This window comes from Polaromonas sp. Polasp52 (genome assembly GCF_059491565.1).
This window is the reverse complement of sequence record NZ_CP168513.1, coordinates 1,936,448-1,961,036: the sequence shown is the minus strand read 5'-3', so window position 1 is coordinate 1,961,036 and position 24,589 is coordinate 1,936,448. Positions and strand designations below refer to the sequence as shown.

18 protein-coding genes and 1 tRNA gene are annotated in these 24,589 nt (G+C 65.2%); 17 read left to right on the top strand and 2 right to left on the bottom strand.

The genetic code is table 11. The features are described 5' to 3' along the window. The first annotated feature begins 6 nt into the window (after nt 1-6). From rpoC to ACEN9P_RS09020, 10 genes are all read left to right on the top strand, one after another. Nucleotides 7-4,227: a DNA-directed RNA polymerase subunit beta' gene (gene rpoC, locus ACEN9P_RS09065; protein ID WP_477664155.1), complete on the top strand. Its 4,221-nt coding sequence runs from the start codon at nt 7-9 to the stop codon at nt 4,225-4,227. Between the two features lie 218 nt (nt 4,228-4,445). Beyond that, entirely contained in the window at nt 4,446-5,039 is a 594-nt protein-coding gene (locus ACEN9P_RS09060; RefSeq protein ID WP_477664154.1) for a LemA family protein, read from the top strand. A gap of 39 nt (nt 5,040-5,078) precedes the next feature. Beyond that, entirely contained in the window at nt 5,079-6,080 is a 1,002-nt protein-coding gene (locus ACEN9P_RS09055) for a M48 family metalloprotease (RefSeq protein WP_495621767.1), read from the top strand. A gap of 175 nt (nt 6,081-6,255) precedes the next feature. After that, entirely contained in the window at nt 6,256-6,570 is a 315-nt protein-coding gene (locus tag ACEN9P_RS09050) for a c-type cytochrome (RefSeq protein ID WP_495621766.1), read from the top strand. A 15-nt stretch (nt 6,571-6,585) separates the two neighbouring features. After that, on the top strand, nt 6,586-7,902 hold the full coding sequence (locus ACEN9P_RS09045; protein ID WP_495621765.1) for an FCSD flavin-binding domain-containing protein: 1,317 nt from the start codon (nt 6,586-6,588) through the stop codon (nt 7,900-7,902). Between the two features lie 271 nt (nt 7,903-8,173). Next, on the top strand, nt 8,174-9,511 hold the full coding sequence (gene rsmB / locus ACEN9P_RS09040) for a 16S rRNA (cytosine(967)-C(5))-methyltransferase RsmB (RefSeq protein ID WP_495621764.1): 1,338 nt from the start codon (nt 8,174-8,176) through the stop codon (nt 9,509-9,511). Further along, nucleotides 9,492-10,166, top strand: coding sequence for a DUF4390 domain-containing protein (locus ACEN9P_RS09035; protein ID WP_495621763.1), 675 nt, complete (start codon nt 9,492-9,494; stop codon nt 10,164-10,166). The genes rsmB and ACEN9P_RS09035 overlap by 20 nt, the downstream gene beginning before the upstream one ends. Then, the gene (locus ACEN9P_RS09030) at nt 10,163-12,487 is read left to right on the top strand and encodes a sensor histidine kinase (protein ID WP_477664149.1); all 2,325 of its coding nucleotides are present in this window, start codon (nt 10,163-10,165) and stop codon (nt 12,485-12,487) included. Before ACEN9P_RS09035 ends, ACEN9P_RS09030 begins: the two co-directional genes overlap by 4 nt. 72 nt (nt 12,488-12,559) lie before the next feature. After that, a complete protein-coding gene (locus tag ACEN9P_RS09025) occupies nt 12,560-13,240 on the top strand; it encodes a response regulator (protein ID WP_477664148.1) in 681 nt (226 codons plus the stop codon). A 58-nt stretch (nt 13,241-13,298) separates the two neighbouring features. After that, a tRNA-Phe gene (locus ACEN9P_RS09020) sits at nt 13,299-13,374 on the top strand. Nucleotides 13,375-13,557: 183 nt separating this feature from the next. Here ACEN9P_RS09020 and ACEN9P_RS09015 read toward each other — a convergent pair. Together ACEN9P_RS09015 and ACEN9P_RS09010 are read right to left on the bottom strand one after the other, a co-directional pair. Next, nucleotides 13,558-15,225 (bottom strand): phospholipase D-like domain-containing protein, encoded by a 1,668-nt coding sequence (locus ACEN9P_RS09015; protein WP_495621762.1) that lies wholly within the window; start codon nt 15,223-15,225, stop codon nt 13,558-13,560. A gap of 276 nt (nt 15,226-15,501) precedes the next feature. Beyond that, nucleotides 15,502-16,728, bottom strand: coding sequence for a XylR family transcriptional regulator (locus ACEN9P_RS09010; RefSeq protein ID WP_495621761.1), 1,227 nt, complete (start codon nt 16,726-16,728; stop codon nt 15,502-15,504). Nucleotides 16,729-16,983: 255 nt separating this feature from the next. On the opposite strand from ACEN9P_RS09010, the gene ACEN9P_RS09005 reads away from it, so the two are divergent. The 7 genes from ACEN9P_RS09005 to ACEN9P_RS08975 all read left to right on the top strand — a co-directional run bounded on the left by ACEN9P_RS09005 (nt 16,984) and on the right by ACEN9P_RS08975 (nt 24,581). Then, complete coding sequence (locus ACEN9P_RS09005) at nt 16,984-17,751, top strand: SDR family NAD(P)-dependent oxidoreductase (protein ID WP_495621760.1); 768 nt, start codon at nt 16,984-16,986, stop codon at nt 17,749-17,751. Then, the gene (locus ACEN9P_RS09000) at nt 17,748-18,749 is read left to right on the top strand and encodes an NAD-dependent epimerase/dehydratase family protein (protein ID WP_495621759.1); all 1,002 of its coding nucleotides are present in this window, start codon (nt 17,748-17,750) and stop codon (nt 18,747-18,749) included. Before ACEN9P_RS09005 ends, ACEN9P_RS09000 begins: the two co-directional genes overlap by 4 nt. 89 nt (nt 18,750-18,838) lie before the next feature. Then, nucleotides 18,839-19,816: an ABC transporter substrate-binding protein gene (locus tag ACEN9P_RS08995; RefSeq protein ID WP_495621758.1), complete on the top strand. Its 978-nt coding sequence runs from the start codon at nt 18,839-18,841 to the stop codon at nt 19,814-19,816. A gap of 133 nt (nt 19,817-19,949) precedes the next feature. After that, nucleotides 19,950-21,053, top strand: a complete 1,104-nt coding sequence (locus ACEN9P_RS08990) for a sugar ABC transporter substrate-binding protein (RefSeq protein WP_477664141.1) — start codon at nt 19,950-19,952, stop codon at nt 21,051-21,053. Between the two features lie 20 nt (nt 21,054-21,073). Further along, nucleotides 21,074-22,603, top strand: coding sequence for a sugar ABC transporter ATP-binding protein (locus ACEN9P_RS08985; protein WP_495621757.1), 1,530 nt, complete (start codon nt 21,074-21,076; stop codon nt 22,601-22,603). After that, nucleotides 22,600-23,586 (top strand): ABC transporter permease, encoded by a 987-nt coding sequence (locus ACEN9P_RS08980; RefSeq protein ID WP_477664139.1) that lies wholly within the window; start codon nt 22,600-22,602, stop codon nt 23,584-23,586. The genes ACEN9P_RS08985 and ACEN9P_RS08980 overlap by 4 nt, the downstream gene beginning before the upstream one ends. After that, nucleotides 23,586-24,581 (top strand): ABC transporter permease, encoded by a 996-nt coding sequence (locus tag ACEN9P_RS08975; RefSeq protein ID WP_495621756.1) that lies wholly within the window; start codon nt 23,586-23,588, stop codon nt 24,579-24,581. The genes ACEN9P_RS08980 and ACEN9P_RS08975 overlap by 1 nt, the downstream gene beginning before the upstream one ends. The last annotated feature ends 8 nt before the right edge of the window (nt 24,582-24,589 follow it).

Below are 24,589 nucleotides of genomic sequence, written 5' to 3'. Positions count from 1 at the left end.
TAACTCATGAAATCGTTACTCGACCTGTTCAAGCAATTCACGCCGGATGAGCATTTCGATGCCATCAAGATCGGCATGGCCTCGCCCGAGAAGATCCGTTCGTGGTCTTTCGGCGAAGTCAAGAAGCCTGAAACCATCAACTACCGCACTTTCAAGCCCGAGCGCGACGGTCTTTTCTGCGCCAAGATCTTTGGCCCGATCAAGGACTACGAGTGCCTGTGCGGCAAGTACAAGCGCCTGAAGCACCGCGGTGTCATCTGCGAGAAGTGCGGCGTTGAAGTCACGCAGACCAAGGTCCGCCGCGAGCGCATGGGTCACATCGACCTGGCCGCGCCGTGCGCGCACATCTGGTTCCTGAAGTCGCTGCCGTCGCGCCTGGGCCTGGTGCTCGACATGACGCTGCGCGACATCGAACGCGTGCTGTACTTTGAAGCATACGTGGTGACCGACCCCGGCATGACCCCGCTGAAGAAGTTCAGCATCATGTCGGAAGACGACTACGACGCCAAGCGCAAGGAATACGGTGATGAATACACCGCCAAGATGGGCGCCGAAGGCATCAAGGACCTGCTCGAAGGGCTGGACCTGGACGTCGAAATCGAGAAGCTGCGCAACGACCTGACCGGCTCCGAAATCAAGATCAAGAAAAACGCCAAGCGCTTGAAATTGATGGAAGCGTTCAAGAAGTCCGGCATCAAGCCGGGCTGGATGGTGCTCGACGTGCTGCCCGTGCTGCCGCCGGACCTGCGTCCGCTGGTGCCGCTGGACGGCGGCCGCTTCGCGACCTCCGACCTGAACGACCTGTACCGCCGCGTCATCAACCGCAACAGCCGCCTGCGCCGCCTGTTGGAGCTGAAGGCCCCTGAAATCATCGCGCGCAACGAAAAGCGCATGCTGCAGGAAGCCGTCGACTCGCTGCTGGACAACGGCCGCCGCGGCAAGGCCATGACGGGCGCCAACAAGCGCGCGCTGAAGTCGCTGGCCGACATGATCAAGGGCAAGTCGGGCCGTTTCCGCCAGAACTTGCTGGGCAAACGCGTCGACTACTCCGGCCGTTCCGTGATCACCGTGGGCCCGACGCTCAAGCTGCACCAGTGCGGCTTGCCCAAGCTGATGGCGCTGGAACTGTTCAAGCCTTTCATCTTCGCGCAGCTCGAATCGCGCGGCATTGCCACGACCATCAAGGCAGCCAAGAAGGAAGTCGAATCCGGCACGCCGGTGGTGTGGGACATCCTGGAAGAGGTCATCAAAGAGCACCCCGTGATGCTGAACCGTGCGCCTACGCTGCACCGTTTGGGCATTCAGGCCTTTGAGCCCATCCTGATCGAAGGCAAGGCCATCCAGCTGCACCCGCTGGTCTGCTCGGCCTTCAATGCCGACTTCGACGGCGACCAGATGGCCGTCCACGTGCCGCTGTCGGTGGAAGCGCAGATGGAAGCCCGCACCCTGATGCTGGCTTCGAACAACATCCTGTTCCCCGCCAACGGCGAGCCCTCCATCGTTCCTTCGCAGGACGTTGTGCTGGGCCTGTACTACACGACCCGCGACCGCACCAACGGCAAGGGCGAAGGTCTGGTGTTCTCGGACACCGGTGAAGTCCGCCGCGCGTTCGACGCGGGCGAGCTTGACCTGAACGCCCGCATCAGCGTGCGCCTGACCGAGTACACCAAGGACAAGGCCACCGGCGAGTTCGTGCCCTCGACCAAGTTGTGGGAAACCACCGGCGGCCGCGCGCTGCTCTCCGAGATCCTGCCCAAGGGCCTGCCCTTCTCCAACATCAACAAGGCGTTGAAGAAGAAGGAAATCTCCAAGCTCATCAACGTGTCTTTCCGCAAGTGCGGCCTGAAAGAGACCGTGGTGTTCGCCGACAAGCTGCTGCAGTCGGGCTTCCGCCTGGCGACCAAGGCCGGCATCTCGATCTGCATCGACGACATGCTGATCCCCAAGGAAAAGCCCGCCATCATTGCGCGCGCCCAGAAGGAAGTCAAAGAGATCGAGCAGCAGTATGTCTCGGGCCTGGTGACCTCCGGCGAGCGCTACAACAAGGTGGTGGACATCTGGGGCAAGTCCGGCGACGAAGTGTCCAAGGTGATGATGTCCCAGCTCTCGAAAGAGAAGGTCATCGACCGCAACGGCAAGGAAGTCGAGCAGGAGTCCTTCAACTCCATCTACATGATGGCCGACTCGGGCGCCCGCGGCTCCGCCGCGCAGATTCGCCAGGTGGCCGGTATGCGCGGTCTGATGGCCAAGCCCGACGGCTCGATCATCGAAACGCCGATCACCGCCAACTTCCGCGAAGGCCTGAACGTGCTGGAGTACTTCATCTCCACCCACGGCGCCCGTAAGGGCCTGGCCGACACGGCGCTGAAAACCGCCAACTCCGGCTACCTCACGCGCCGCCTGTGCGACGTGGTGCAGGACCTGGTCGTGACCGAAGAGGATTGCGGCACCCAGGAAGGCTCGCTCATGCGCGCCATCGTCGAAGGCGGTGAAGTCATCGAATCGCTGCGCGACCGTATCCTCGGCCGCACCTCGGTCGAAGACGTGCTGCACCCCGAGAACCGCTCGGTGCTGGTCAAGGCCGGCGTCATGCTGGACGAAGACCTGATCGAGGAGCTCGAAGCGGCCGGCGTGGACGAAGTCAAGGTGCGCACCGCGCTGACCTGCGAAACCCGCTTCGGCCTGTGCGCCAAGTGCTACGGCCGCGATCTGGGCCGCGGCGGCCTGATCAACATCGGTGAGGCGGTCGGTATCATCGCCGCCCAGTCGATCGGCGAGCCCGGCACCCAGCTGACGATGCGGACCTTCCACATCGGCGGCGCCGCGTCGCGCGCTGCCATCGCTTCCAGCGTCGAGGCCAAGTCCAACGGCGTGATCGGTTTCAACGCGCCCATGCGCTATGTGACCAACAGCAAGGGCGAGCTGGTCGTGATCGCCCGCTCCGGCGAAATCATCATCCACGACGAGCACGGCCGCGAGCGCGAGCGCCACAAGGTGCCTTACGGCGCCACGCTGACCGTCAAGGCCGACCAGACCATCAAGGCCGGCGCCATCCTGGCCAACTGGGATCCGCTGACGCGCCCCATCATTACCGAGTTCGCCGGCAAGGTGGCCTTCGAGAATGTGGAAGAAGGCGTGACGGTGGCCAAGCAGGTCGACGATGTGACGGGCCTGTCCACCCTGGTGGTGATCGACCCGAAACGCCGCGGCGCCACCAAGGTGATCCGTCCGCAGGTCAAGCTGATCGACGCTTCCGGCCACGAAGTCAAGATCCCCGGCACCGACCACTCGGTGACCATCGGCTTCCAGGTGGGCGCGCTGGTCCAGGTGCGTGACGGCCAGGACGTGGGTCCCGGCGAAGTGCTGGCCCGTATCCCCATCGAAGGCCAGAAGACCCGCGACATTACCGGCGGTCTGCCGCGTGTGGCCGAGCTGTTCGAAGCCCGTACGCCGAAAGACAAGGGTACGCTGGCCGAGATGACCGGCACCGTGTCCTTCGGCAAGGAGACCAAGGGCAAGGTTCGCCTGCAGATCACCGATCCTGACGGCAAGGTCTGGGAAGACCTGGTTCCCAAGGAAAAGAACATCCTGGTGCACGAAGGCCAGGTGGTCAACAAGGGCGAATCGATTGTGGACGGCCCGGCCGACCCGCAAGACATCCTGCGCCTGCTGGGCATGGAAGAGCTGGCCCGCTACATCGTCGACGAAGTGCAGGACGTTTACCGCCTGCAGGGCGTGAAGATCAACGACAAGCACATCGAAGTGATTGTTCGCCAGATGCTGCGCCGAGTGGTCGTTGAAAACGTCGGCGACTCCAGCTACATCGCCGGCGAGCAGGTCGAGCGTTCCGCCATGCTGGACAGCAACGACGCCCTGCGCGCCGAAGGCAAGGTCCCGGCTACCTACAGCAACCTGCTGCTCGGTATCACCAAGGCTTCGCTGTCGACCGATTCGTTCATCTCCGCGGCTTCCTTCCAGGAAACCACCCGCGTGCTCACCGAGGCTGCCATCATGGGCAAGCGCGACGAGCTGCGCGGCCTCAAGGAGAACGTGATCGTCGGCCGTCTGATCCCTGCCGGCACCGGCATGGCCTACCACGAGGCACGCAAGGCCAAGGACCAGATGGACGACGCCGAGCGCCGCGCCATCGCCGAAGCCGAAGCCGCCGAACTGGAAGCCATGCCCGCCGCGGCTGAAACCGGTGGCGACAGCGCCGCTTCCGAGTAAGCCCGCCGGCAAGCTCGCGGCGCCCTGAAAGGCGCCCGGCCCCACACCCTGCAAAGGTGTGGGGCTTTTTTTTGGGCGCCTGCCGCGCGGGCGCCACACCGGGTGGACGGCCGGCTTGCCGATCCGGCCCAAAAGCAGTTAACCTCGCGGCAGCCTTCCGGCCTGTTCGCCTGTTCGCTCGTTTCCCGGTTTACGGGATCCCCGCACCAAGGAGCCCCATGTCCCTCAGTACGCTTGTCGCCATCGTCGTGTTCGCCTTGCTGGTCTTCTGGGCCGTGGGCGCCTACAACCGGCTGGTGCGGCACAAAAACATCATTGCCAATGCCTTCGGCCAGATTGACGTGCAGCTCAAGCGCCGCTACGACCTGATTCCCAACCTGGTGGAAGCCGCCAAGAAATACCTGCAGCACGAGCAAAGCACGCTGGAGGCCGTGATGCTGGCGCGCAACCAGGCGCGCAGCGCCAGCGATGCCGTGCGCAGCCGGCCCGCCAACGCCGGCGCCGTGACCGCGCTGGCTGCCGCCGAGCAGTCGCTCGATGGCAGCCTGGGACGCCTTTTCGCGGTGGCCGAGGCTTATCCCGAGCTCAAGGCCGACCAGACGATTCGTGAACTCAGCGAAGAACTCACGAGCACCGAAAACAAGGTCGGCTTCGCGCGCCAGGCCTATAACGACGCCGTGCTCGACTACAACAATGCGCAGGGCCAGTTCCCGGCCGTACTGATTGCGCGCACTTTTGGCTTCGCGCCCTCGGCCATGCTGCGCGCGACCGAGAATGATGCCGAGCGGCAGGCTGTACGTATTCAAATGTAGCGGCCGCCAGATGGTCCGCTCTTTTCCGGTCCGCCGCTGATGCGTTTTTTTGAACGGCAGGAAACCGCCCGTGCCCAGACACTGCGGCTACTGTTGCTCTTCGCCCTGACCCTGGTGGCCTTGTTGCTGGGCGTCAATGGTGCGCTGGCCCTGGCCTGGCGGCTGGTGACGCCGGGCTTTAGCGGCTACCCGGCTTACTTCTTCAGCGTCAACACCTCGGTCACCTTGCTGTTTGTGCTGGGCGGCTGGTGGCTGGAGACCTCCACGCTCAGCAGCGGCGGTGAAGCGCTGGCGCGCCGCGTGGGCGCGCGCGAGGCCTGGCCCGCCAGCTGGGAGGCCGAACACAAGCTCTGCAACATCATGGACGAGCTGGCCATTGCCGCCAGCATGAAGCCGCCCCTGGCCATGGTCCTGCCGCGCCTGGATGCGATCAATGCCTTCGCGGCGGGCTGGGGCGAGGACGACGCCGTCATCGCCGTCACGCAGGGCGCGCTCGACAAGCTCACGCGCGACGAACTGCAAGGCCTGGTGGCCCATGAACTGAGCCACCTGCGCGAAGGCGACACGCGACTGAACATGCGATTGGCGGGCATGGTCTTCGGGCTCGAGATGATTTTCAACCTGGGCCGCAGCATGTGCAGCGCCGACGCGAACGGCCAGCGCTCTTTTCTCGCCTTGCCAGGTTTTCCCATCCTAGTCAGCGGTTCGCTGGGCTGGCTGGCGGGGCGCGCGCTCAAGGCGGCGATCTCGCGCCAGCGCGAGTTCCTGGCCGACGCGCGCGCCGTGCAGTTCACGCGCAGCCGCGAAGGCCTGGGCGGCGTGCTGCGCAAGGTGGCCGGCGAGGAAGAGCTAGGCATGGCACCTGCGCGCAGCCTGCACCCTGCGGTGCAGCACATGCTGCTGGTCGATGCCAGCGACAGGGGGCGCTGGTTTGCCAGCCACCCGCCGCTTGCGGCGCGCATCTTCGAGATCTACGGCAGGCCCATGGCGGCGCTGTCCACGCAGGACGGGTTGGCGACGCGGCCCGATGCGATTTTCTGACTGCAAGGCCGCCAGCAGTGAACAGGTTCTAAGCACATGCGCAATGCTTGTAACGCCGGCATGACGCGGCGCGCCAAAGTACTGGATACTCCCTATTCGGTGCCGGGGGCGCCGCGTTAAATTGTCAGTTCAACAAGAGATATCACCGCCGGTTCAACCCGCAGGAGAGACCCACATGAAAATCCCACGACTCGCCTTGCCGCTGCTTTGCCTTGCGCTCAGTCCCCTGGCCCAGGCGCAAAGCAAGGAAGCCCTCTACACCAAAAGCCTGGCCGCCACCTGCGCCAACTGCCACGGCACCAACGGCAAAGTGGTGGAGGGCTCCACGGTCACCTCGCTGGCGGGCCTGGACAAGGGCTATATCGTCGCGCAGATGAATGCCTTCAAGACCGGCACGCGGCCGGCCACCGTGATGCACCAGATCAGCAAGGGCTTTAACGACGCGCAGATCGAGTCGCTGGCCGGCTACTTTGCCGCGCAAAAGAAGTAAGGACGAAAGAACACCATGAATACCTTTCTCCAATCTCCCTCCGCTTCCCCGGCCGGCTTCAAGCGCCGCTCCTTCCTGCAGTCCACGGCCGCGCTAAGCCTGCTGGGCCTGGCCGGCTGCGCCAGCACCGCCGTTCCGTCCAAGGCCAAGGTGGTGGTGATAGGCGGCGGCTACGGCGGCGCCACCGCCGCCAAATACGCGCGCCTGCTGTCCGACCACCAGATCGACGTGGTGCTGATCGAGCCGCAGGACGCCTTTGTCTCCTGCCCGATTTCCAATCTCGTGCTCAGCGGCGGCAAGCAGATCGCCGACCTCACGACTTCCTATGCGGGCCTGTCGCGCGCCCACGGTATCACCGTGGTGAAGGACTACGCCAGCGCCATAGACACCGCGAAGAAAACCGTCACGCTGGCCCGCGGCGCCACCATCGCCTACGACAAGCTGGTGGTCTCGCCCGGCGTGGAATTGATGTTCGGCAGCATAGAAGGCCTCAAGGAGGCCAACGCCGCCGGCCAGGTGCTGCAGGCCTGGAAGGCCGGCGCCGAAACCGTGGCACTGCGCCGCCAGCTCGAAGCCATGCCCGACGGCGGCGTCTACGCCATCACGATTCCCGAGGCGCCTTATCGCTGCCCGCCCGGCCCTTACGAACGTGCCTCGGTCATCGCTGGCTACTTCAAGGCCGCCAAGCCGCGCAGCAAGGTGCTGATCCTGGACGCGAATCCCGACGTCACCTCCAAAGGCCCGCTGTTCAAAAAAGTGTGGGCCGAGCAGTACAAGGGCATTGTTGAATACCGTGGCCAGCACAAGGCCACGGCGGTCGACACCAAGGCCGGCATCATCAGGTTCGACGTGCAGGACGACGTCAAGGCCCATGTGCTCAATGTGCTGCCCGCGATGCGCGCCGGCACCATCGCCGTGCAGGCGGGCCTGAACAACCAGGCCAACAACCGCTGGTGCGGCGTTAACTACCTGACGTTCGAGTCCACCGCCGCCAAGGACGTGCATGTGCTCGGCGACTCCATCCAGGTGGCACCGGCCATGCCCAAGAGCGGGCACATGGCCAACAACCACGGCAAGGTGGCCGCCGCCGCCATCGTGGCGCAGCTCTCCGGCTGGGACGTCAACCCGGCGCCCATGCTAACCAACACCTGCTACAGCTTTGTCGACAACAAGAACGTGATCCACGTGGCCAGCGTCCATGAATACGTGGCCGCCGAAAAAACCTTCAAGGCCGTTGCCGGCTCGGGTGGCGTCAGCACCGGACCGACCGAGCTTGAAGGCATCTATGCGCTGAACTGGGCCAGCAACATTTGGGCCGACACCCTGGCCTGAGATAAAGACCCCCACGGCCGCTCACTGCGTGTGGCTCCCGAGGCCTTGCAGGCCGCGGCTCGCGAGACGCTTCGCCTCTGTCGCCCGTCCAAGCCTGCGCAGGCAGGCTTGGAGCCGCGGGCTCCAGCCCCTCGGGGGCCGCCCGCCTGCGGCCTGGCAAAGCCAGTTCCGCGGCTCAGGCTTGCATATCAGCGATTCCTCGAAGGACGGTGATCTTCCGGCTGGTCTAATACGGGTTGGCCGTCCATTCCGGACGGTAGACGTGAGATAGATGCAAGACTCCCCCACCCAAGTCCCCCTGTGGCGCCAGCTGCAAGGAGCCGCTTCCCTGCTGATGGCCGTGCGCGACGGCCAGTCCATGACCGCCGCGCTGGAAGACATTGACGCGGCGCTGCGGCCTGGCGTGCAGTCGCTGGGCTTTCACACGCTGCGCTGGCTGGGCCGCGCCGAGGCCTTGCGCCAGCAGCTGGCCCGCCGCCCGCCGCCACCCGAAGCCGACGCCCTGCTGTGCGTGGCCCTGGCCCTGATCTGGACGGAGGAGGGCGCGCCTTACACCTCTCATACCCTGGTCGACCAGGCCGTCGAGGCCGCCAAGCACGGCGACGCCACCCGGCACCAGGCCAGCTTTATCAATGGCTGCCTGCGCCGCTTCCTGCGCGAGCGCGACGAACTGGTGGCGCGCACCGAAAAAAGCCCGCAAGCGGTCTGGAACCACCCGCAGTGGTGGATAGACCGTGTGCGCAAGGACCATCCCGGGCAGTGGCAGGCCGTGCTGCAGGCCAACAACAGCCGCGCGCCGCTGATCCTGCGCGTCAATGAGCGCAAAACGACGCAGGCCGGCTACCTGCAGGCGTTGGCGACAGCCGGGATAGACGCCTCGCCGGTGGGCCGGCACGGCGTGGTCCTGGCCGCAGCGCGCCCCGTGCCCAGCCTGCCCGGCTTTGCCGAGGGGCATTTTTCGGTGCAGGATGCCGCCGCCCAGCTGGCGGCGCCCTTGCTGCTGCAGGAACTGGCTCAACCGGGAGAGGGCGCTGCCCGGCTCCATATCCTCGACGCCTGCGCCGCCCCGGGCGGCAAAACCGCCCACCTGCTGGAACTGGCCGATTGCGAGGTGACCGCGCTGGACATTGACCCCCGCCGCTGCGAGCGCGTGGGGCAAAACCTGTTGCGCCTGGGCCTGCAGGCCGAGGTTCGCGTGGGCGACGCCGGCCAGCCGGGCGATTGGTGGGATGGCCGGCCCTACGACGGCATCCTGCTGGACGCACCCTGCACCGCCTCCGGCATCGTGCGGCGCCACCCCGACGTGCGCTGGCTGCGCCGGCCCACCGACGTCGCCCAGCTGGCCGCCATCCAGGCCAAGCTGCTCCAGACGCTCTGGCCCCTGCTCAAACCCGGCGGGCGCCTGCTGTACTGCACTTGCTCGGTTTTTCGCGCGGAAGGCGACAAGCAGATACAAACGTTTCTTACGCACCACACCGACGCCCTATTAAGGCCCTCGCCGGGGCATTTGCTCCCGCAAAGTGGCGTGGAAGCGACGGTCTTCCCGGACAATTTGATGCGTGAGCACGACGGTTTTTATTACGCACTCCTTGAAAAAAGCGGCCACTGACTGTTGGCGGCCGGGGCATGCCGTCGCGCGCTGGCTGCTGGGGGCCTGCCTGTGCGTGCTGCTGGCCTGGGCGAGCGCGCCGGCCTCGGCCACCGAAATCACGCAGCTGCGCGTGGAGCGCGGCGAAGACGGGGTGCACCTGTCCGCCCTGGTCCGCTTTGACCTTCCGCCGGTGGTCGAGGACGCCCTGCTCAAGGGCATCCCGCTGTTTTTTGTGGCCGAGGCCGATATCTACCGGGATCGCTGGTACTGGACCGACCCGCGCGTGGCCAGCACCGCCCGCACCATACGCCTGGCCTACCAGCCGCTGACCCGCCGCTGGCGCGTCAACATCGCGTCCGGGCTGATCACCAGCTCCTCCGGCCTGCGCGCCACCCTGAACCAGAATTACGAAACCCTGTCCGACGCGCTCTCGGCCATACAACGCGTGGCCCGCTGGAAGATTGCCGAAGCCGGTGACGTGGACCCGGACGCCTCCTACAAGCTGGACTTCAACTTCAGGCTGGATTTATCCCAGCTGCCGCGGCCCTTCCAGATCGGCGTGGCCGGCCAGCGGGACTGGAATATTTCCGCGCAGGTCAAGGATAAGCTCAGGCTGGAGCCCGCCGCACCCCAAGCCGCCCCGGCGGCCCCAGGAACCGAGGCCACCAAGTGAACCTGCAGGTCAGCGGCGGCTCCCTCAAGAGCAGCAAGGCGTTTCGCTGGACGGTCGGCGTCGGCATAGGCACCATCGTGGCGCTGGGCCTGGTGCTGATGTTTTTGCTGACGCAAGCCACCGGCAACCGCGAACTCTACGAACGCAACTACGCGCTGCTTCTGGCGCTCAACATCGCCGTTGCCGGCCTGCTGCTGCTGGTGATCGGCTGGATCATCGTACGCCTGTTGCTGCGGCTGCGCCGCGGCCGCTTCGGCAGCCGCCTGCTGGTCAAGCTTGCGGCCATCTTCGCGCTGGTCGGCCTGGCGCCGGGCCTGATGATTTACGTGGTGTCCTACCAGTTCGTCTCGCGCTCCATCGAAAGCTGGTTCGACGTCGAAGTCGAGGGCGCCCTGGCCGCCGGCCTGAACCTGGGCCGCGCCACGCTGGACACCCTGGCCGCCGACCTCGGCAACAAGACGCGGCAGGCCGCCACGCAGATCGCCGAAACGCCTGACGCCATGGCGGGCCTGGCGCTGGAGCGCCTGCGCGACCAGCTGCAGGCCAGCGATGTGGTGCTATGGAGCCCCTCGGGCCAGGTGATCGCCAGCGCCGGCGACTCGCGCTTCCTGCTCAAGCCCGAGCGGCCTTCGGTGCAACAGCTGCGCAGCGCGCGCACGCAGCGCGTCGTCACGCAGATCGAGGGCCTGGACGAGGTGGTGTCCGCCGGCAACGGAGAGCTGACGGCGGGCGCCAGCGGCCCGCCGGCCAATGCCGGCAACGCGCCGCGTGTCAAGGCCGTCGCGGTGGTCAACAGCCCCAATGTGAATGTGCTGGGCGATGCGCGCTTTTTGCAGGTGACCCAGCTGCTGCCGGAAGGCCTGGTGGCCAATGCCGTCGCCGTCCAGGAAGCCAACCGCGAATACCAGGAGCGCGCGCTGGCGCGCGGCGGCCTGCGCAAGATGTACATAGGCACGCTCACGCTCAGCCTGTTCCTGGCCGTGTTCGGCGCGGTGCTGCTGGCGGTGCTGCTGGGCAACCAGCTGGCCAAACCGCTGCTGGTGCTGGCCGAAGGCGTGCGCCAGGTGGCCCAGGGCGACCTCACGCCCAAGGCGGCGCTGCAAGGCAAGGACGAGCTCGGAGGGCTCACGCGCTCCTTTGCCGACATGACGCAGCAGCTGTCCGATGCCCGCACGGCGGTGCAGCACAGCATGAGCCAGGTCGACGCGGCGCGCGCCAACCTGCAGACCATCCTGGACAACCTCACGGCCGGCGTCATCGTGCTGGACGTGCGCGGCCGCATCCAGTCCAGCAATCCGGGGGCCACACGCATCCTGCGCGCGCCGCTGGCGGCCTACCACGGCCAGTCGCTCGGCGAGGTGCCGGGGCTGGGCGTGTTCGCCAAGGATGTGCTGGCCCAGTTCGCCGACTACCTTAGCGACGCCGCGCCGCACGGGCTGGAGCACTGGCAGCAGTCGTTCGAGCTCAACGCCGCCATGCCCGGCGCGCCCGACAACGCCATCACGCTGATCGCGCGCGGCGCCAAGATGCCCGGCACCGAGGAATTCCTGCTGGTGTTCGACGACATCTCCGAAATGGTTTCGGCCCAGCGCGCCCAGGCCTGGGGCGAGGTGGCGCGCAGGCTGGCCCACGAGATCAAGAACCCGCTCACTCCCATACAGCTGTCGGCCGAGCGCCTGGAAATGAAGCTCACCGGCAAGGTCGGCGAGGCCGAGCAGCAGCTGCTCACCAAATCCGTCAAGACCATCGTGGACCAGGTCGACGCCATGAAGCGGCTGGTCAACGAGTTCCGCGATTACGCCCGGCTGCCCGCCGCCGAGCTCAAACCCGTGGACCTCAATGCCCTGGTCGCCGACGTCATGCAGCTCTACCTGCACGACAACCACAGCGACGGCCATGGCGGGCGGCGCAGCGATGCCGCGGCCGCCGTGCCCGTCGTCACCGAACTCGACCCCAAGGCTCCGCTGATCCAGGGTGACGCCCAGCAACTGCGCCAGGTCATCCACAACCTGCTGCAAAATGCGCAGGACGCCCAGGAAGGCAAGGAGGGCGCGCTCGTCACCCTCAAGACCGAATACTCCGAGGCCTCCAAGCGCGTGCGTCTGAGCGTGCGCGACAAAGGCACCGGTTTCCCCGAGCACATCCTCAAGCGCGCCTTCGAACCCTATGTCACCACCAAGGTCAAGGGCACGGGGCTGGGGCTGGCGGTGGTCAAAAAAATCGCCGACGAGCACGGCGCGCGCGTCGATATTTCCAACCGCGTGGTGGACGGCGCGGTGCAGGGGGCGCAAGTGTCGTTATCATTTGCAGTTGTGGCTTAACAACACATTCAGTAACACTTCGATTTCTAGATCCGCACGGCATCGCAACAACAGGCAGGCAGCAATTCAATCATGGCAAATATTCTGGTGGTCGACGACGAGCTGGGCATACGCGACCTTCTCTCAGAAATTCTCAATGACGAAGGGCATCAGGTCGAGCTCGCAGAAAACGCGGCGCAGGCCCGTGCCGCACGCGGGCGCTCCAGGCCCGACCTGGTGCTGCTGGATATCTGGATGCCCGACACCGACGGCGTGACGTTGCTCAAGGAATGGTCCTCCAGCGGACTGCTCAGCATGCCCGTCATCATGATGAGCGGCCATGCCACCATAGACACCGCCGTCGAGGCCACCAAGATTGGCGCCATGGCCTTTCTGGAAAAACCCATCACGCTGCAAAAGCTGCTCAAGGCCGTCGAGCAGGGCCTGAGCAAGGCCTCCCCGCGCAAACCCGCCGCCCTGAACAGCAATTCCGCGATGCCCCTGGCCGACCTCACGGTGGAGGCCGTGATGACCGGCGGCACCTTGCCGGCGCCCGTCGACCTGGGTCCCCAGGCCACGCAGAGCTTTCTGCTGGAAAAGCCGCTGCGCGACGCGCGCGACGAGTTTGAGAAGGCGTACTTCGAATTCCACCTCGCCAAGGAAGGCGGCTCCATGACCCGCGTCGCCGAAAAAACCGGCCTGGAACGCACCCACCTGTACCGCAAACTCAAGCAGCTGGGCGTCGATCTCACGCGCGGCAAACGCGGTATCTGAGCTTTTGCGGCCTGCCTGCCGGGCCCCCCCTCGCGGGTGATATATAATCTAAGGCTCAGGCCCGGTAGCTCAGTCGGTAGAGCAGAGGATTGAAAATCCTTGTGTCGGTGGTTCGATTCCGCCCCAGGCCACCAGATGCGCAAGCCCTTGATTCCTAACGGATTCAGGGGCTTTTCCAATTCTGGAGCCTCGCTAGTCCCTTGGTTTGGTAGGCCAAGTAGGTACGCTGTGATAACTTCGATATCTCGCCGCACGGGTGGCAAAATCGCCCGTCGCTGTCTGGGGTCAGATTTCGACGGAACTCAACACCAATCGCCTCATCCCAGCCAAAAGTCGATCTCGCGTCGCGCCCGGCTTCCAGGCTTGAGGTAGCCGGTTTGCCAGTCGTCCCGGTCCACCAGGCCGTTCCATCTCTTGGACTTCGTTTGGCCTTGCGTCCTGAATCGCCAGCGGTACTGGTTATAAATCGACATGATATTGGTCGCGTAGGCTGCTGCCAGGTCAGGCGTGTTGCGCAGGATCAGGAGGTTCTCGTCGTTCGTGCCGCTTGCCTTCGGGCCTAAGTTGTGAGAGCCGGTCAACACTACAGGATTGGCACCGAAGGGATCTACCACCACGACCTTGCTGTGCACCATTGCGAAGGTCCCAGGTAGCTTCTTCATTTCCCGATCGAACCACTTCGTAGCCTCGTCAATAGCGGCTGGTAACACTACGCTGTAGTCCGCCTTAGTGGAGTTGGCTTGATCGAAAAGCTCAACCGGGGTTTTGGTCGTGCTGGGATCCTGGTTGATCGCACCCTTGATGTACAGGCGCTTGCCGGCGTTGCTCGCGCGCGCCTGGGTGATGATGGCGTTCAGAAGTGTGTCGCTAGGGCCCGGATTGAACATCAGGAAAAGGAGGGCCTGCTTGGCCCCCGCGATGATCTTGCGTGCTTCCTTCAGGTCGACTTGGTCGATGGTCGGCGTGAACCACAGCTGCAACGAGGCCTTTTGCGTATACGCGCGATTCCGGGGTGTGGAGTTGCTTTGTTTCAGGTCGGTTGGGCTGTCGGCCCCGCTGTCGCGCAGCAATTCCCACTGCTTCACGTATTGAGCTGCCAGCCTGGGATCATCGATCAGGATTGAATTGTTTGCCTGAGTGCACAGGCCCGTCTTGGTCCAGTTCTGGCTTCCGGTCCATATCCACCGGGGTGACTCGCCTTCGCAAACCACAAGGAACTTGTTGTGACCCAGAGCGCGCGGGGACACCATGCGGTCGAAGAGGTCGATCTTTCCAGCCAACCGCTTACGCGCCTCACTGTTCTGGTCTTCGCCCTTCTTCTTCACGCTTCCATTGGCCAGAACGACATGGGCGCGCTTCCTCATCCTCTCGAGCGCCGTTTCGAGCTGGTCGTCGTCTAATTCATAGAGCGCTGCGTATACATGCGCCTTTGCCTTCCGCGCCGACTCGAGAAGTTCGAACAACCGTTCTCCTAGTGGGCCAAAGAGATAGTTCCGAAAGGGGTCGTCTGTTGTCGCGATGACTTCTTTTAGCTCGCGCGTTTTCAAATCTGTCGCTGTGATACCCAGCCGACGGGAGACCCATTGGGAGGCCACGATGCCTCGATTGAAATAGGCTTCGATCCCCGGTCCAAACTCGGAGGACAACGTTAGTTCGGGCGTCCAGTCGCTCGCCCTGGAGTAGTCGGGCCGCAGATTGTTCTTGTCTGGGCCGATCATTGGAACCACGCGGTACTGCACAACGTCGCCGGCAACCGCCATGTAGTCAGTCCATTGGTATTTTTGAATCGGCCAGTTCGTAGAGGATCGTCGCTCGCCTTTGTCGTGCTTCTGCCCTTCGAAGCCGACCCATGTGCTCACGACCTCATCATCGCCATTGCGTCTGCGAAAAAGAGCGAAGCCGCGGCATTCGGGGACAAAGGCTTCGCCCTCTGGCTTCCAAGCAATGAAGGTGTCGTCTCCATTGTGATAGACCTTGACTTTCATGATCCCTCCGTGCGTTGCGCGATGTACTACCGGTTCCGCTGCTAGTTCAACAAGATTAATGGGGGAATTCCGTGATGTAAACGGTATTACTGCCAACAATGTGATGCGAAGCCTGGATGGTTCGCTCTGCCGCGTCCTGCCAACTCGCCCCCGACAGCGTGAGGCAGACGCTCACTACGCCAAAAGGCGACTCAGGCGCTATCGTTGAATCTCGCAAGGCTCTGTTCCGCCGTGCTGTTCAAGCGCAGTCTTCTATTGGCCCGCCGCATTGACAGGTCAACGAGCTTCAACAACAGCCTGCCTGGCCTCTCGCCACACCGCGGGTGTTGAGCCCACCTCGCGCCGGAACACCGCGTTCAGGTATTGCACCGAGCGAAAGCCCGAGGCCAGCGCAATCTCCGCGATGCCGGTGTCGGTGTGGGCCAACAGTTCAAAGCAGTGCTCCAGCTTGCACTGCAGGATCAGGTCGTGCACGGAGCGCTTGAGGTCCCGGCGGAAGTACATCTCCAGCGATGAACGCGACATGCCCATCATCTCGGCCACCTGTTCGGTCTTGATGCCCTGGCAGGCGTACTGGCGTATGTAATAGAGCGCCCGCATCACCGGCGGGCTGTGCTGGACGTTGCGCGCGGTCGATGCTCGGCTGTGCACCTCGGCCGGCGGCACCACCACGCGCGCGCCGCGCACCGGCGAGCCGCTCAGCGCCTGGTGCAGCAGCTGCGCCGCGCGGCGGCCCATCTCGGCCGTGCCCTGGCTCACGGAACTGAGCTCGATGCGGGTGAGGTGCTGTCCCAGCGTGTCGTTGTCGATGCCGATGATCGCGACTTCGTCGGGCACCGCGATGTTGGCGACGATGCAGGCCTGCAGCAGCTGGCGCGCGCGCGCGTCGGTGACGGCGACGATGCCTGTCGGCTTGGGCAGGCTGTCCAGCCAGTCGATCAGTTTTTTGGTGGCGCTGCCCCAGGTGGGGGCGCTGGTGGCCAGGCCGCGGTGGATCTCGCCCGAAGCGCCGTTGCGCAGCAGCCATGCCGAGAACGCTCTCTCGCGTTCCTGCGCCCAGCGGTTGAGCGGCGATTCCGGAAGGCTGTAGCAGGCGAAGCGCGTCACACCGGCTTCCACCAGGTGCTCCAGCGCACGCGCGACCAGCAGCTGGTTGTCGGTGGCCACGTAGGGGACCTGCCCCGGGTAGCAGGCGGGATCTTCGTACGAGCCGCCGATGGCGATGACCGGTACATGGGCGCCCGCGAGCGCCCGCGCGACGGCGGGGTCGTCGTAGTCCGCGATGATGCCGTCGCCCTCCCACTCGTGAATGCCGTCGAGGCGAAAACGGAAGTCCTCCTCGAGGAACAGGTCCCAGGCCACGCGCGTCTGCTTCACATAGTCGCCGATGCCGATGAGGATCTCGCGGTCATAGACCTTGCTGGCGTGGAACAGCAGGGCCACGCGCAGGACTGCGGGGCCGCTGGTCCGGTCGGGCCGGCGCGTGGTCGGGCTTTTGGTCATGGAAGGCCGATCTTGGCATATTGCGCCGATTGCTGCGATGCAGAAAGAAATTTCATAAGCCGCGCTCGGCAATTTCGCAAGCTGCCGCGCAGGCGCGCCCGCTAGCATCGCCACTCTGCTGATCGTGATGCGGGTACCGTCCGGGCCCCGTCGCGTGGCATCGCGAGCCGGATCCGCGGGCGTCGACGCACGAAGACGCCGCTTTTTCGTGTGCGCGAATTGCCAACGGTCTCCGGGCAATCAACGAGGAACTCGATGACTGAGCAAACCCGCTATCCGAGTCTCAAGGGCAAGAGCGTGTTCATCTCCGGTGGCGCGACGGGGATAGGTGCGTCCCTGGTGGAGCATTTCGCCGCGCAAGGCGCCAAGGTGGGGTTTGTGGACATCGATACCGAGGGCGCCCTGGCTTTGCAGGCCCGGCTGGCGCGTGAAGGCCTGCGCGGCGTTCATTTCGAGGAATGCGACGTCACCGACACCCCCCGCCTGCGCAGCGCCATCGGCACGCTGCGCCAGCGCATAGGCGCCATCCAGGTGCTGGTGAACAACGCGGCGAATGACCAGCGCCATCTCATTGAAGAGACCACGCCGGAGTCCTGGGACCGCGGCGTGGCGGTCAACCTCAAGCACTATTTTTTTGCCGCGCAGGAAGTCTTCAAGGACATGAAAGCCCTGGGCGGAGGCTCGATCATCAATTTCGGTTCCGTGAGCTGGATGGTCAAGACAGGCGGCATGCCCGTGTACACCACCTGCAAGTCCGCGGTCCAGGGGCTCACCAGAAGCCTGGCGCGCGACTTCGGCGCCCATCGCATCCGCGTCAACACGGTTGTGCCGGGATGGGTCATGACTGAAAAGCAGATCCGGCTGTGGGTGACACCGCAAGCCAAGGTCGAACTGGCTAAGGCGCAATGCCTGCCCGGCGAACTTGCGCCCGCGGACCTCGCGCGCGCCGTGCTCTTCCTCGCGTCGGATGACAGCAGCATGATCACCGCGCATGACCTGGTCGTCGACGGTGGCTGGACATGAACGCTACGGCGGCGCGCGATCTCATCCTGGTGACGGGCGCGACCGGCAAGGTCGGGCGCGCGTTCATGGACCGCCTGCAGGGCGATGCGCGCTACGACAGGTTCGCAATTCGCGCGCTGTGCCACAACCGGACTTTGCCGCCGCATCCTCGCGTCGAATCGGTGCAAGGCTCCATCCAGCATCGCGCCGACGTCCGCCGCGCGCTGGAAGGCGCCACGCACGTGCTGCACCTTGCCACCAGCAAGGAGACACCGGACGAGGTGATGGACGTGGCGGTCAAGGGGATGTTCTGGCTGCTCGAGGAATGCCGCGTGAGCAAATCATTCCGGCAGTTCCTGCTTGTGGGAGGTGATGCCGCGGTAGGCCATTTTTACTATCCGCACGGTGTTCCCGTCGTCGAGAGCCAGCCGCACAGCGCCTACCCGGGGTGTTATGCCCTGTCCAAGGTGCTCGAGGAAGTGATGCTGGAGCAATACCAGATCCAGTACGGGCTTGACAGCTGCTGCCTGCGCGCGCCCTGGATCATGGAAAAAGACGACTTCCGTTACGCCCTGTCTTTTGGCGAGGACGTCTTCGGCGGTCCGCGCTGGCATGAACTGGTGGGGGCGGACAAGGCGCGCGAATACAGCGCGTCAGGGGCTGTTCCGGTCATGCTGGATCCGCAAGGCAAGCCGGTCAAGCGCAACTTCGTGCATGTGGACGACCTGGTGGAGGCGCTTTTGCTGGCCCTCGATGCGCCGCGGGCCAGGCACCAGCGCATGAACGTCTGCATGGACGAACCTGTCGATTACGGCGAGCTGGGCGACTACCTGGCGCGCACGCGCGGTGTGCCGCTGGTTCCCCTGCGCACGCCTTACCACTCGACATGGCTGGACAACAGCAAGGCGAAATTTCTTCTGGACTGGCGGCCCCGCTACGACATGGCGCGGCTCGTGGAGGCCGCGTGGGCCTACCGGCGCCTCGCCGATGAGCCCCGCGTTGTCTGGTATCCCGGATAGCAACACCGCTGCTCCCGCCGCCGCACCGGGAGAAGCTGAAAGCAAGGAGTGGCGGCGCGATTCAAAAAACCAACTTGAGGAGACAGGACATGAGACAGCTTCAGCGACGTACTTTCACGGCAATTCTGGCCGGCGCCGGCCTGGCGGCGGCATGGAGCCCGTTTGCCCATGCCCAAGCCGCCGGCAAGAAGCTGGTGATCGGGTTTGCCCAGACGGGTGCCGAAAGCGAATGGCGGACCGCCAACACCGAGTCGGTCAAGGCCGCGGCCAAAGCGGCCGGCCATGAACTGAAGTTTTCCGACGCGCAGCAAAAGCAGGAGAACCAGATCAAGGCGATCCGCTCCTTCATCAGCCAGAAGGTGGACGTCATCATCCTCGCGCCGCTGGTCACCACAGGCTGGGACACGGTGCTCAAGGAAGCCAAGGCCGCGAAGATTCCCGTGATCCTGGAAAGCCGCAACGTGGTGGTGAAGGATCCGTCCACCTGGACCACCTTCATAGGCTCCGATTTCGTCGAGGAAGGCCGCCGCGCGGCGCAGTGGCTTCTGGATAACACCAAGAACGGCACGGGGACGGTGAACATCGTCGAGCTGCAGGGAACGGTCGGCTCGGACCCGGCCATAGACCGCAAAAAGGGATTTGACGAAGTCCTCAAGGGGAATGCGCGCTACAAGGTCATCCGCTCCCAGACCGGCGATTTCACGCGCGCCAAGGGCAAGGAGGTGATGGAAGCCTTCCTCAAGGCCGAGGGCAAAAAAATCCATGTGCTCTACGCGCACAACGATGACATGGCCATAGGCGCGATCCAGGCGATCGAGGAGGCGGGCCTCAAGCCCGGCAAGGACATCCTTGTCATCGGCGTCGACGCCGTCAAGGGGGCCTTCGAAGCCATGATCGCCGGCAAGATGAATGTGAGCGTGGAGTGCAACCCGCTGCTGGGCCCGCAACTGATGGAGGCCGCGGCCAAGGCCGCCGCCGGCCAGCCCCTGCCGCGCTGGATCAAGACGATCGAAGGTGTATTTCCAGCCGAAGTTGCGGCCAAGGAATTCCCCAACCGCAAATACTAGCGAAACGGTTTTGCATTCGTGGGGTGACAGGAAAGCGACTGGCCTGGAAGTCGCGGCCCATTACGAGCAACCCGCGCGGTTTCGCGATCGCGCGCATGCCGCCAGGCCGGCAAAAAAAGATCAGGAGACAGCAATGCATACAAGACGAGACCTCCTTGCCGCAAGCGCCGGCGCAGCACTGGCTGGTATTGCGGGGCGCGCGGCGGCGCAGACCTATGAGCCGGGCTGCTTCAAGCCCTTTTCCGCCAGCACCAAGACCATCCAGTACCCGGCCAAGAAAGGCCCCTACCGCATCGCCCTGGCCAACGGCTATGCGGGAAACAGCTGGCGCATCCAGATGATCAAGTCGCTCAAGGCCTACGCGGCGACGCCCGACATCAAGCCCCACATCAAGGAGCTGAAGGTGGTCTCCACCGGCACCGATGTCGCCGCGCAGCTGGGCGCCATCGACAACTTCATCAATGCGGGCTTTGACGCCATCCTCACCATCGCGGTGTCGCCCACCTCCTTCAAGCCGGTGATCAAGCGCGCCAAGGATGCGGGTGTGGTCCTGATCCCCTTCGACAACGTGCTGGACACCGACGAGGTCATCCAGGTCAACGAAGACCAGTTCGAGATGGGCCGCCTCATGGGGCGCTGGCTGGAGAAGAACGGCGTCACCAGCGGCAAGGTGCTGGAAATCCGCGGGCTGCCGGGCAACTCGGTCGACCGCGACCGGCACCTGGGCTTTCGCGAGATCATGGAAAAGCACAAGGGCGTGCAGATCGTCGAGGTGGTCGGCAACTGGGACGACGGCACCTCCCAGAAGGTGGCGGCGGACGCCATCGCCGTGCACGGCCGGTTCAACGGCATTTACACCCAGGCCGGCTCCAACGGCACGGTCCGCGCGCTCATCGAGGCCAAGCATCCCTTTGTGCCGATAGGCGCCGAGGGAGAGAACGGTTTTCGCAAGATGGTCTATGCGCACCACAAGGACGGGCTCAAGGGTGCTTCGGCCGCGCAGTCCCCCGGCCTGGTCGCCGTGGCGCTGAAGGCGGCCATCGCCGCGCTGCAAGGGCAGAAGCTGCCCCAGTACATCTCGGTGCCCATCCCTTATGTGGAATACGCGCAGATGGCGCCGGGCAAGAACTTCTATCCCGATTTGCCGGACACGTTTTACGTGGCCAATGAGTTCCCGCCGTGCAACATCAACATCACGGCGCCGGACATCATGAAGCAGAGCGAGGGGAACACCTGAAGGACCTGAAGGAAGGCACCGTGCCCCAGACCTTGCTGCAGCTCCAGGACATCTCCAAGCGCTACGCGGGCGTGCGCGCGCTGGACGGCGCGGACCTCACCTGCCATGCCGGCGAGATCCACGCCGTGCTGGGGGAAAACGGCGCGGGCAAATCCACCCTGATCAAGGTCATCGCAGGGGTGGTGCAGCCCGACGCCGGCCGCATCCTGATGGAAGGCGTGGAGCTGCGCCTGGCTTCGCCCAACGTCGCCCGCGACCATGGGATCGCCTGCGTGTTCCAGGAGCTGTCCCTGGTGCCGGACCTCTCGGTGGCCGAGAACATCTTCCTGTCGCGGCCGCCGCGCCGGCGCGGGCTGATCGACGCGAAGGCGCAGCGGGCGCAGGCCGCCACCCTGCTGGCCATGCTGGGATGCGGCGACATCCATCCCGGGGAGCGCGTGCGGGACCTGCCGCTTTCACGCCGCCAGCTGATCGAGATCGCCAAGGCGCTGAGCCTGCAGCCGCGCCTGCTGATCCTGGACGAGGCGACCTCCGCCCTGAGCAGCGAGGACGTGGAACGGCTTTACACGCTGCTGTTCCAGCTGCGCGCGCGCGGCGTGGGCATCCTGTTCATCTCGCACCGCATGCACGAGGTCAAGGCGCTGGCCGACACCTGCTCGGTGTTTCGCAGCGGCAGGCGCGTGGACAGCTTCGCCGGCGGCAGCCGCTCCGATGCGCAGGTGGTGCAGCTGATGATAGGCCGCGACGTCGCCAAGACCTACCCGCCGAAAGCCGGTCCCGCGCCCTGGGCCCAGCCCGCCATCAGCGTGCAGGGTCTGGGCTGGCCCCCCGCGCTGCACGACATCTCGCTGGAGATCAAGGCCGGAGAGATCGTCGGGCTGGGAGGGCTGGACGGGCAGGGGCAGCGGGAGTTGCTGCTGGCGCTGTTCGGCGTGCTCAAGGGCGTGCAGGGCCAGGTGCAGGTATTCGGCCAGCTGCGCCGCGACCTGGCGCCGCATGTGTGCAAGGACCCGGAACTGGGCATCGCGCTGATCCCCGAGGACCGCAAGACCGAGGGGCTGATCCTGCCCATGAGCATCCGCGAGAACATGAGCCTGGCCAATCTGCCGGCGCTGGCGCATCTGGGCATCCTCAGTGCGGCGGCGGAGTCCTCCGCCGTGGCGCGCATGGTAGAGCAGTTGCGCATCAAGATAGGCGATGCGCAAGACCCGGTGCAGACCTTGTCGGGCGGCAACCAGCAAAAGGTGGTGATCGCCAAATGGCTGATGACCCAGCCGCGCGTGCTGCTGCTCAACGACCCGACCCGCGGCATCGACGTGGCCACCAAACAGGAGCTGTATGCGCTGCTGCGCGAGCTGGCCGCTCAGGGCGTGGCCGTGCTGCTGTATTCCACCGACTATGAGGAGCTCATAGGCCTGGCCGACCGCGTGCTCATCATGTACGAGGGCCGGATCGCCCGCACGCTGGCCGGCGGCGATATCAGCGAACACGCCATCGTGGCGTCCTCGCTCAACGTTTCTTCCGGCGGCCGGGAGGCCGCCACCGTATGAACCGGCGCGGCGAATGGCGCATGGCATTGCGGCGCAACGGCGGGCCGCTGGCCGCGCTGGCGGTGTTCGTCGTGATGTTCACGCTGTTCCTGATGGAGCACCCGCGCTCGATTTCCGCGGCCATTGTGACCACCGCGTCCAACAAGGCGGTGCTGCTGGCCATCGTGGCCATGGCGCAGACGCTGCCCGTCATCACCCGGGGGCTGGATCTCTCCGTCGGCATGGTCATGGTGCTGACCGGCTGCCTGGCCTCCACGGTCGTGAACGGGGCGCCCTGGCAGGTGGCGCTGGGCATTGTGCTGGTGCTGGCCTGTGGCGCGGCGGCGGGCGCCCTCAACGGCGCCATCGTGGTGTTCGGGCGCCTGCAGCCCATCATTGTCACGCTCGCCACCGGCGCGGTGTATTTCGGCTTTGCCCTGCTGCTGCGGCCCGCGCCGGGCGGCGAGGTCAGCGAGGGGCTGTCGGACGCGCTGACCGGCCGGCTGTTCGGCGTGATCCCCACCACCATGGTGCTGCTGGCCGCGCTCGTCGTGCTGGGATGGATGCCTTTGAAGCGCACGGTGACGGGCCGCGCCTGTTATGCGGTCGGGTCCTCGGAGCAGGCGGCCTACCTCTCCGGCGTGCCGTCGGAGCGCGCCAAGTTCCTGGCCTATACCGTCGCCGGCCTGCTTTCGGGTGTGGCCGGGTTGCTGCTGTCCCTGATCGCGCTGTCGGGCGAAGCCAGCGGCCCGCAGGCCGGCCTGTACACCCTCAATTCGATCGCGGCGGTCGTGATAGGCGGCACATCGCTGTACGGCGGTACCGGCGGGATGGTCGGCTCCATCCTGGGTGCCTTTGTGTTGCGCACCATAGGCGACCTGCTGTTCGTCTTCAACGCGCCGGCGCTCTGGCAGCCCCTTTTTGAGGGCCTGATCCTGCTGGCCGCCGTGTGCATGGGCGCGGCGCGCGTGCTGCGCGTGCGAAACCGCCTGGAGCTGTTCTGATGGGTGCCACCGAACTGGTCGCCGCGCAGCCTTCGTCCGCAGCCGCGAAGACGAAGAGCCCCGTGCAGCGCCTGCTGCTGAACCCGCCCGCCGTGGTGGGGCTGTGCTGTCTGTTGCTGCTGCTGGCCGGCAGCGCCGTGAACCGCAACTTCCTGATGCCCGCCTACCTGCTGCAGCAGCTGCAGATCGCCGCTTTCCTCGGGCTGGCCGCGGCGGGGCTGATGGCCGTCATCCTGCTGGGCCACATCGACCTGTCGGTGCCCTGGACCATCACCACCGGCGCCATGATGGCCGCCGCCGCGGGCGCGGCCTATGGGGCCGGCTGGGCCATTCCGGCCGGCCTGCTTTGCGGCGCGCTGGTGGGGCTGGCCAACGGCCTGGGCGTCGCGCTGCTGCGCATCCCCTCGATGATCTTCACGCTGGGCGCCAACGCCGTGCTCCAGGGGCTGATGGTGCTGTACACCGGCGGCCATGCGCCCCAGGACGCCGCCACCGCGCTGATGCGCGAGCTGGCCGTGGGCAGGACCCTGGGCCTGCCCAACGCGGTGCTGGCCTGGGCGGCCGTTTCGCTGCTGGTGTACCTGCTGCTCACGCGCACCGTAGCCGGCCGTTATGTCTACGTGATCGGCAACAGTGAGCGCGCCGCCTACCTCAGCGGCGTGCGCACCGCCACGATGACGGTCGCCTGTTTTGTCGCTTGCGGCATGCTGGCGGCGTTCGCCGGGGTGATGCTGGCCGGGTATTCCGGCAACGCCTACCAGGCCATGGGCGACCCCTACCTGCTGCCGGCGATTGCGGCCGTGGTGCTGGGCGGCACCAACATCCTGGGCGGGCGCGGCAGCTACCTGGGCACGGTCGCCGGCGTCGTGTTCATCGTGCTGTTGCAAAGCATGCTGGCGGTTTTGCAGATGCCCGAGGCGGGCCGCCAGATCATCTACGGGGCGCTGATACTGGCCATGCTGCTGCTGTACGGAAGATCGGCCAAAGTGAGATGAAGGGAGGT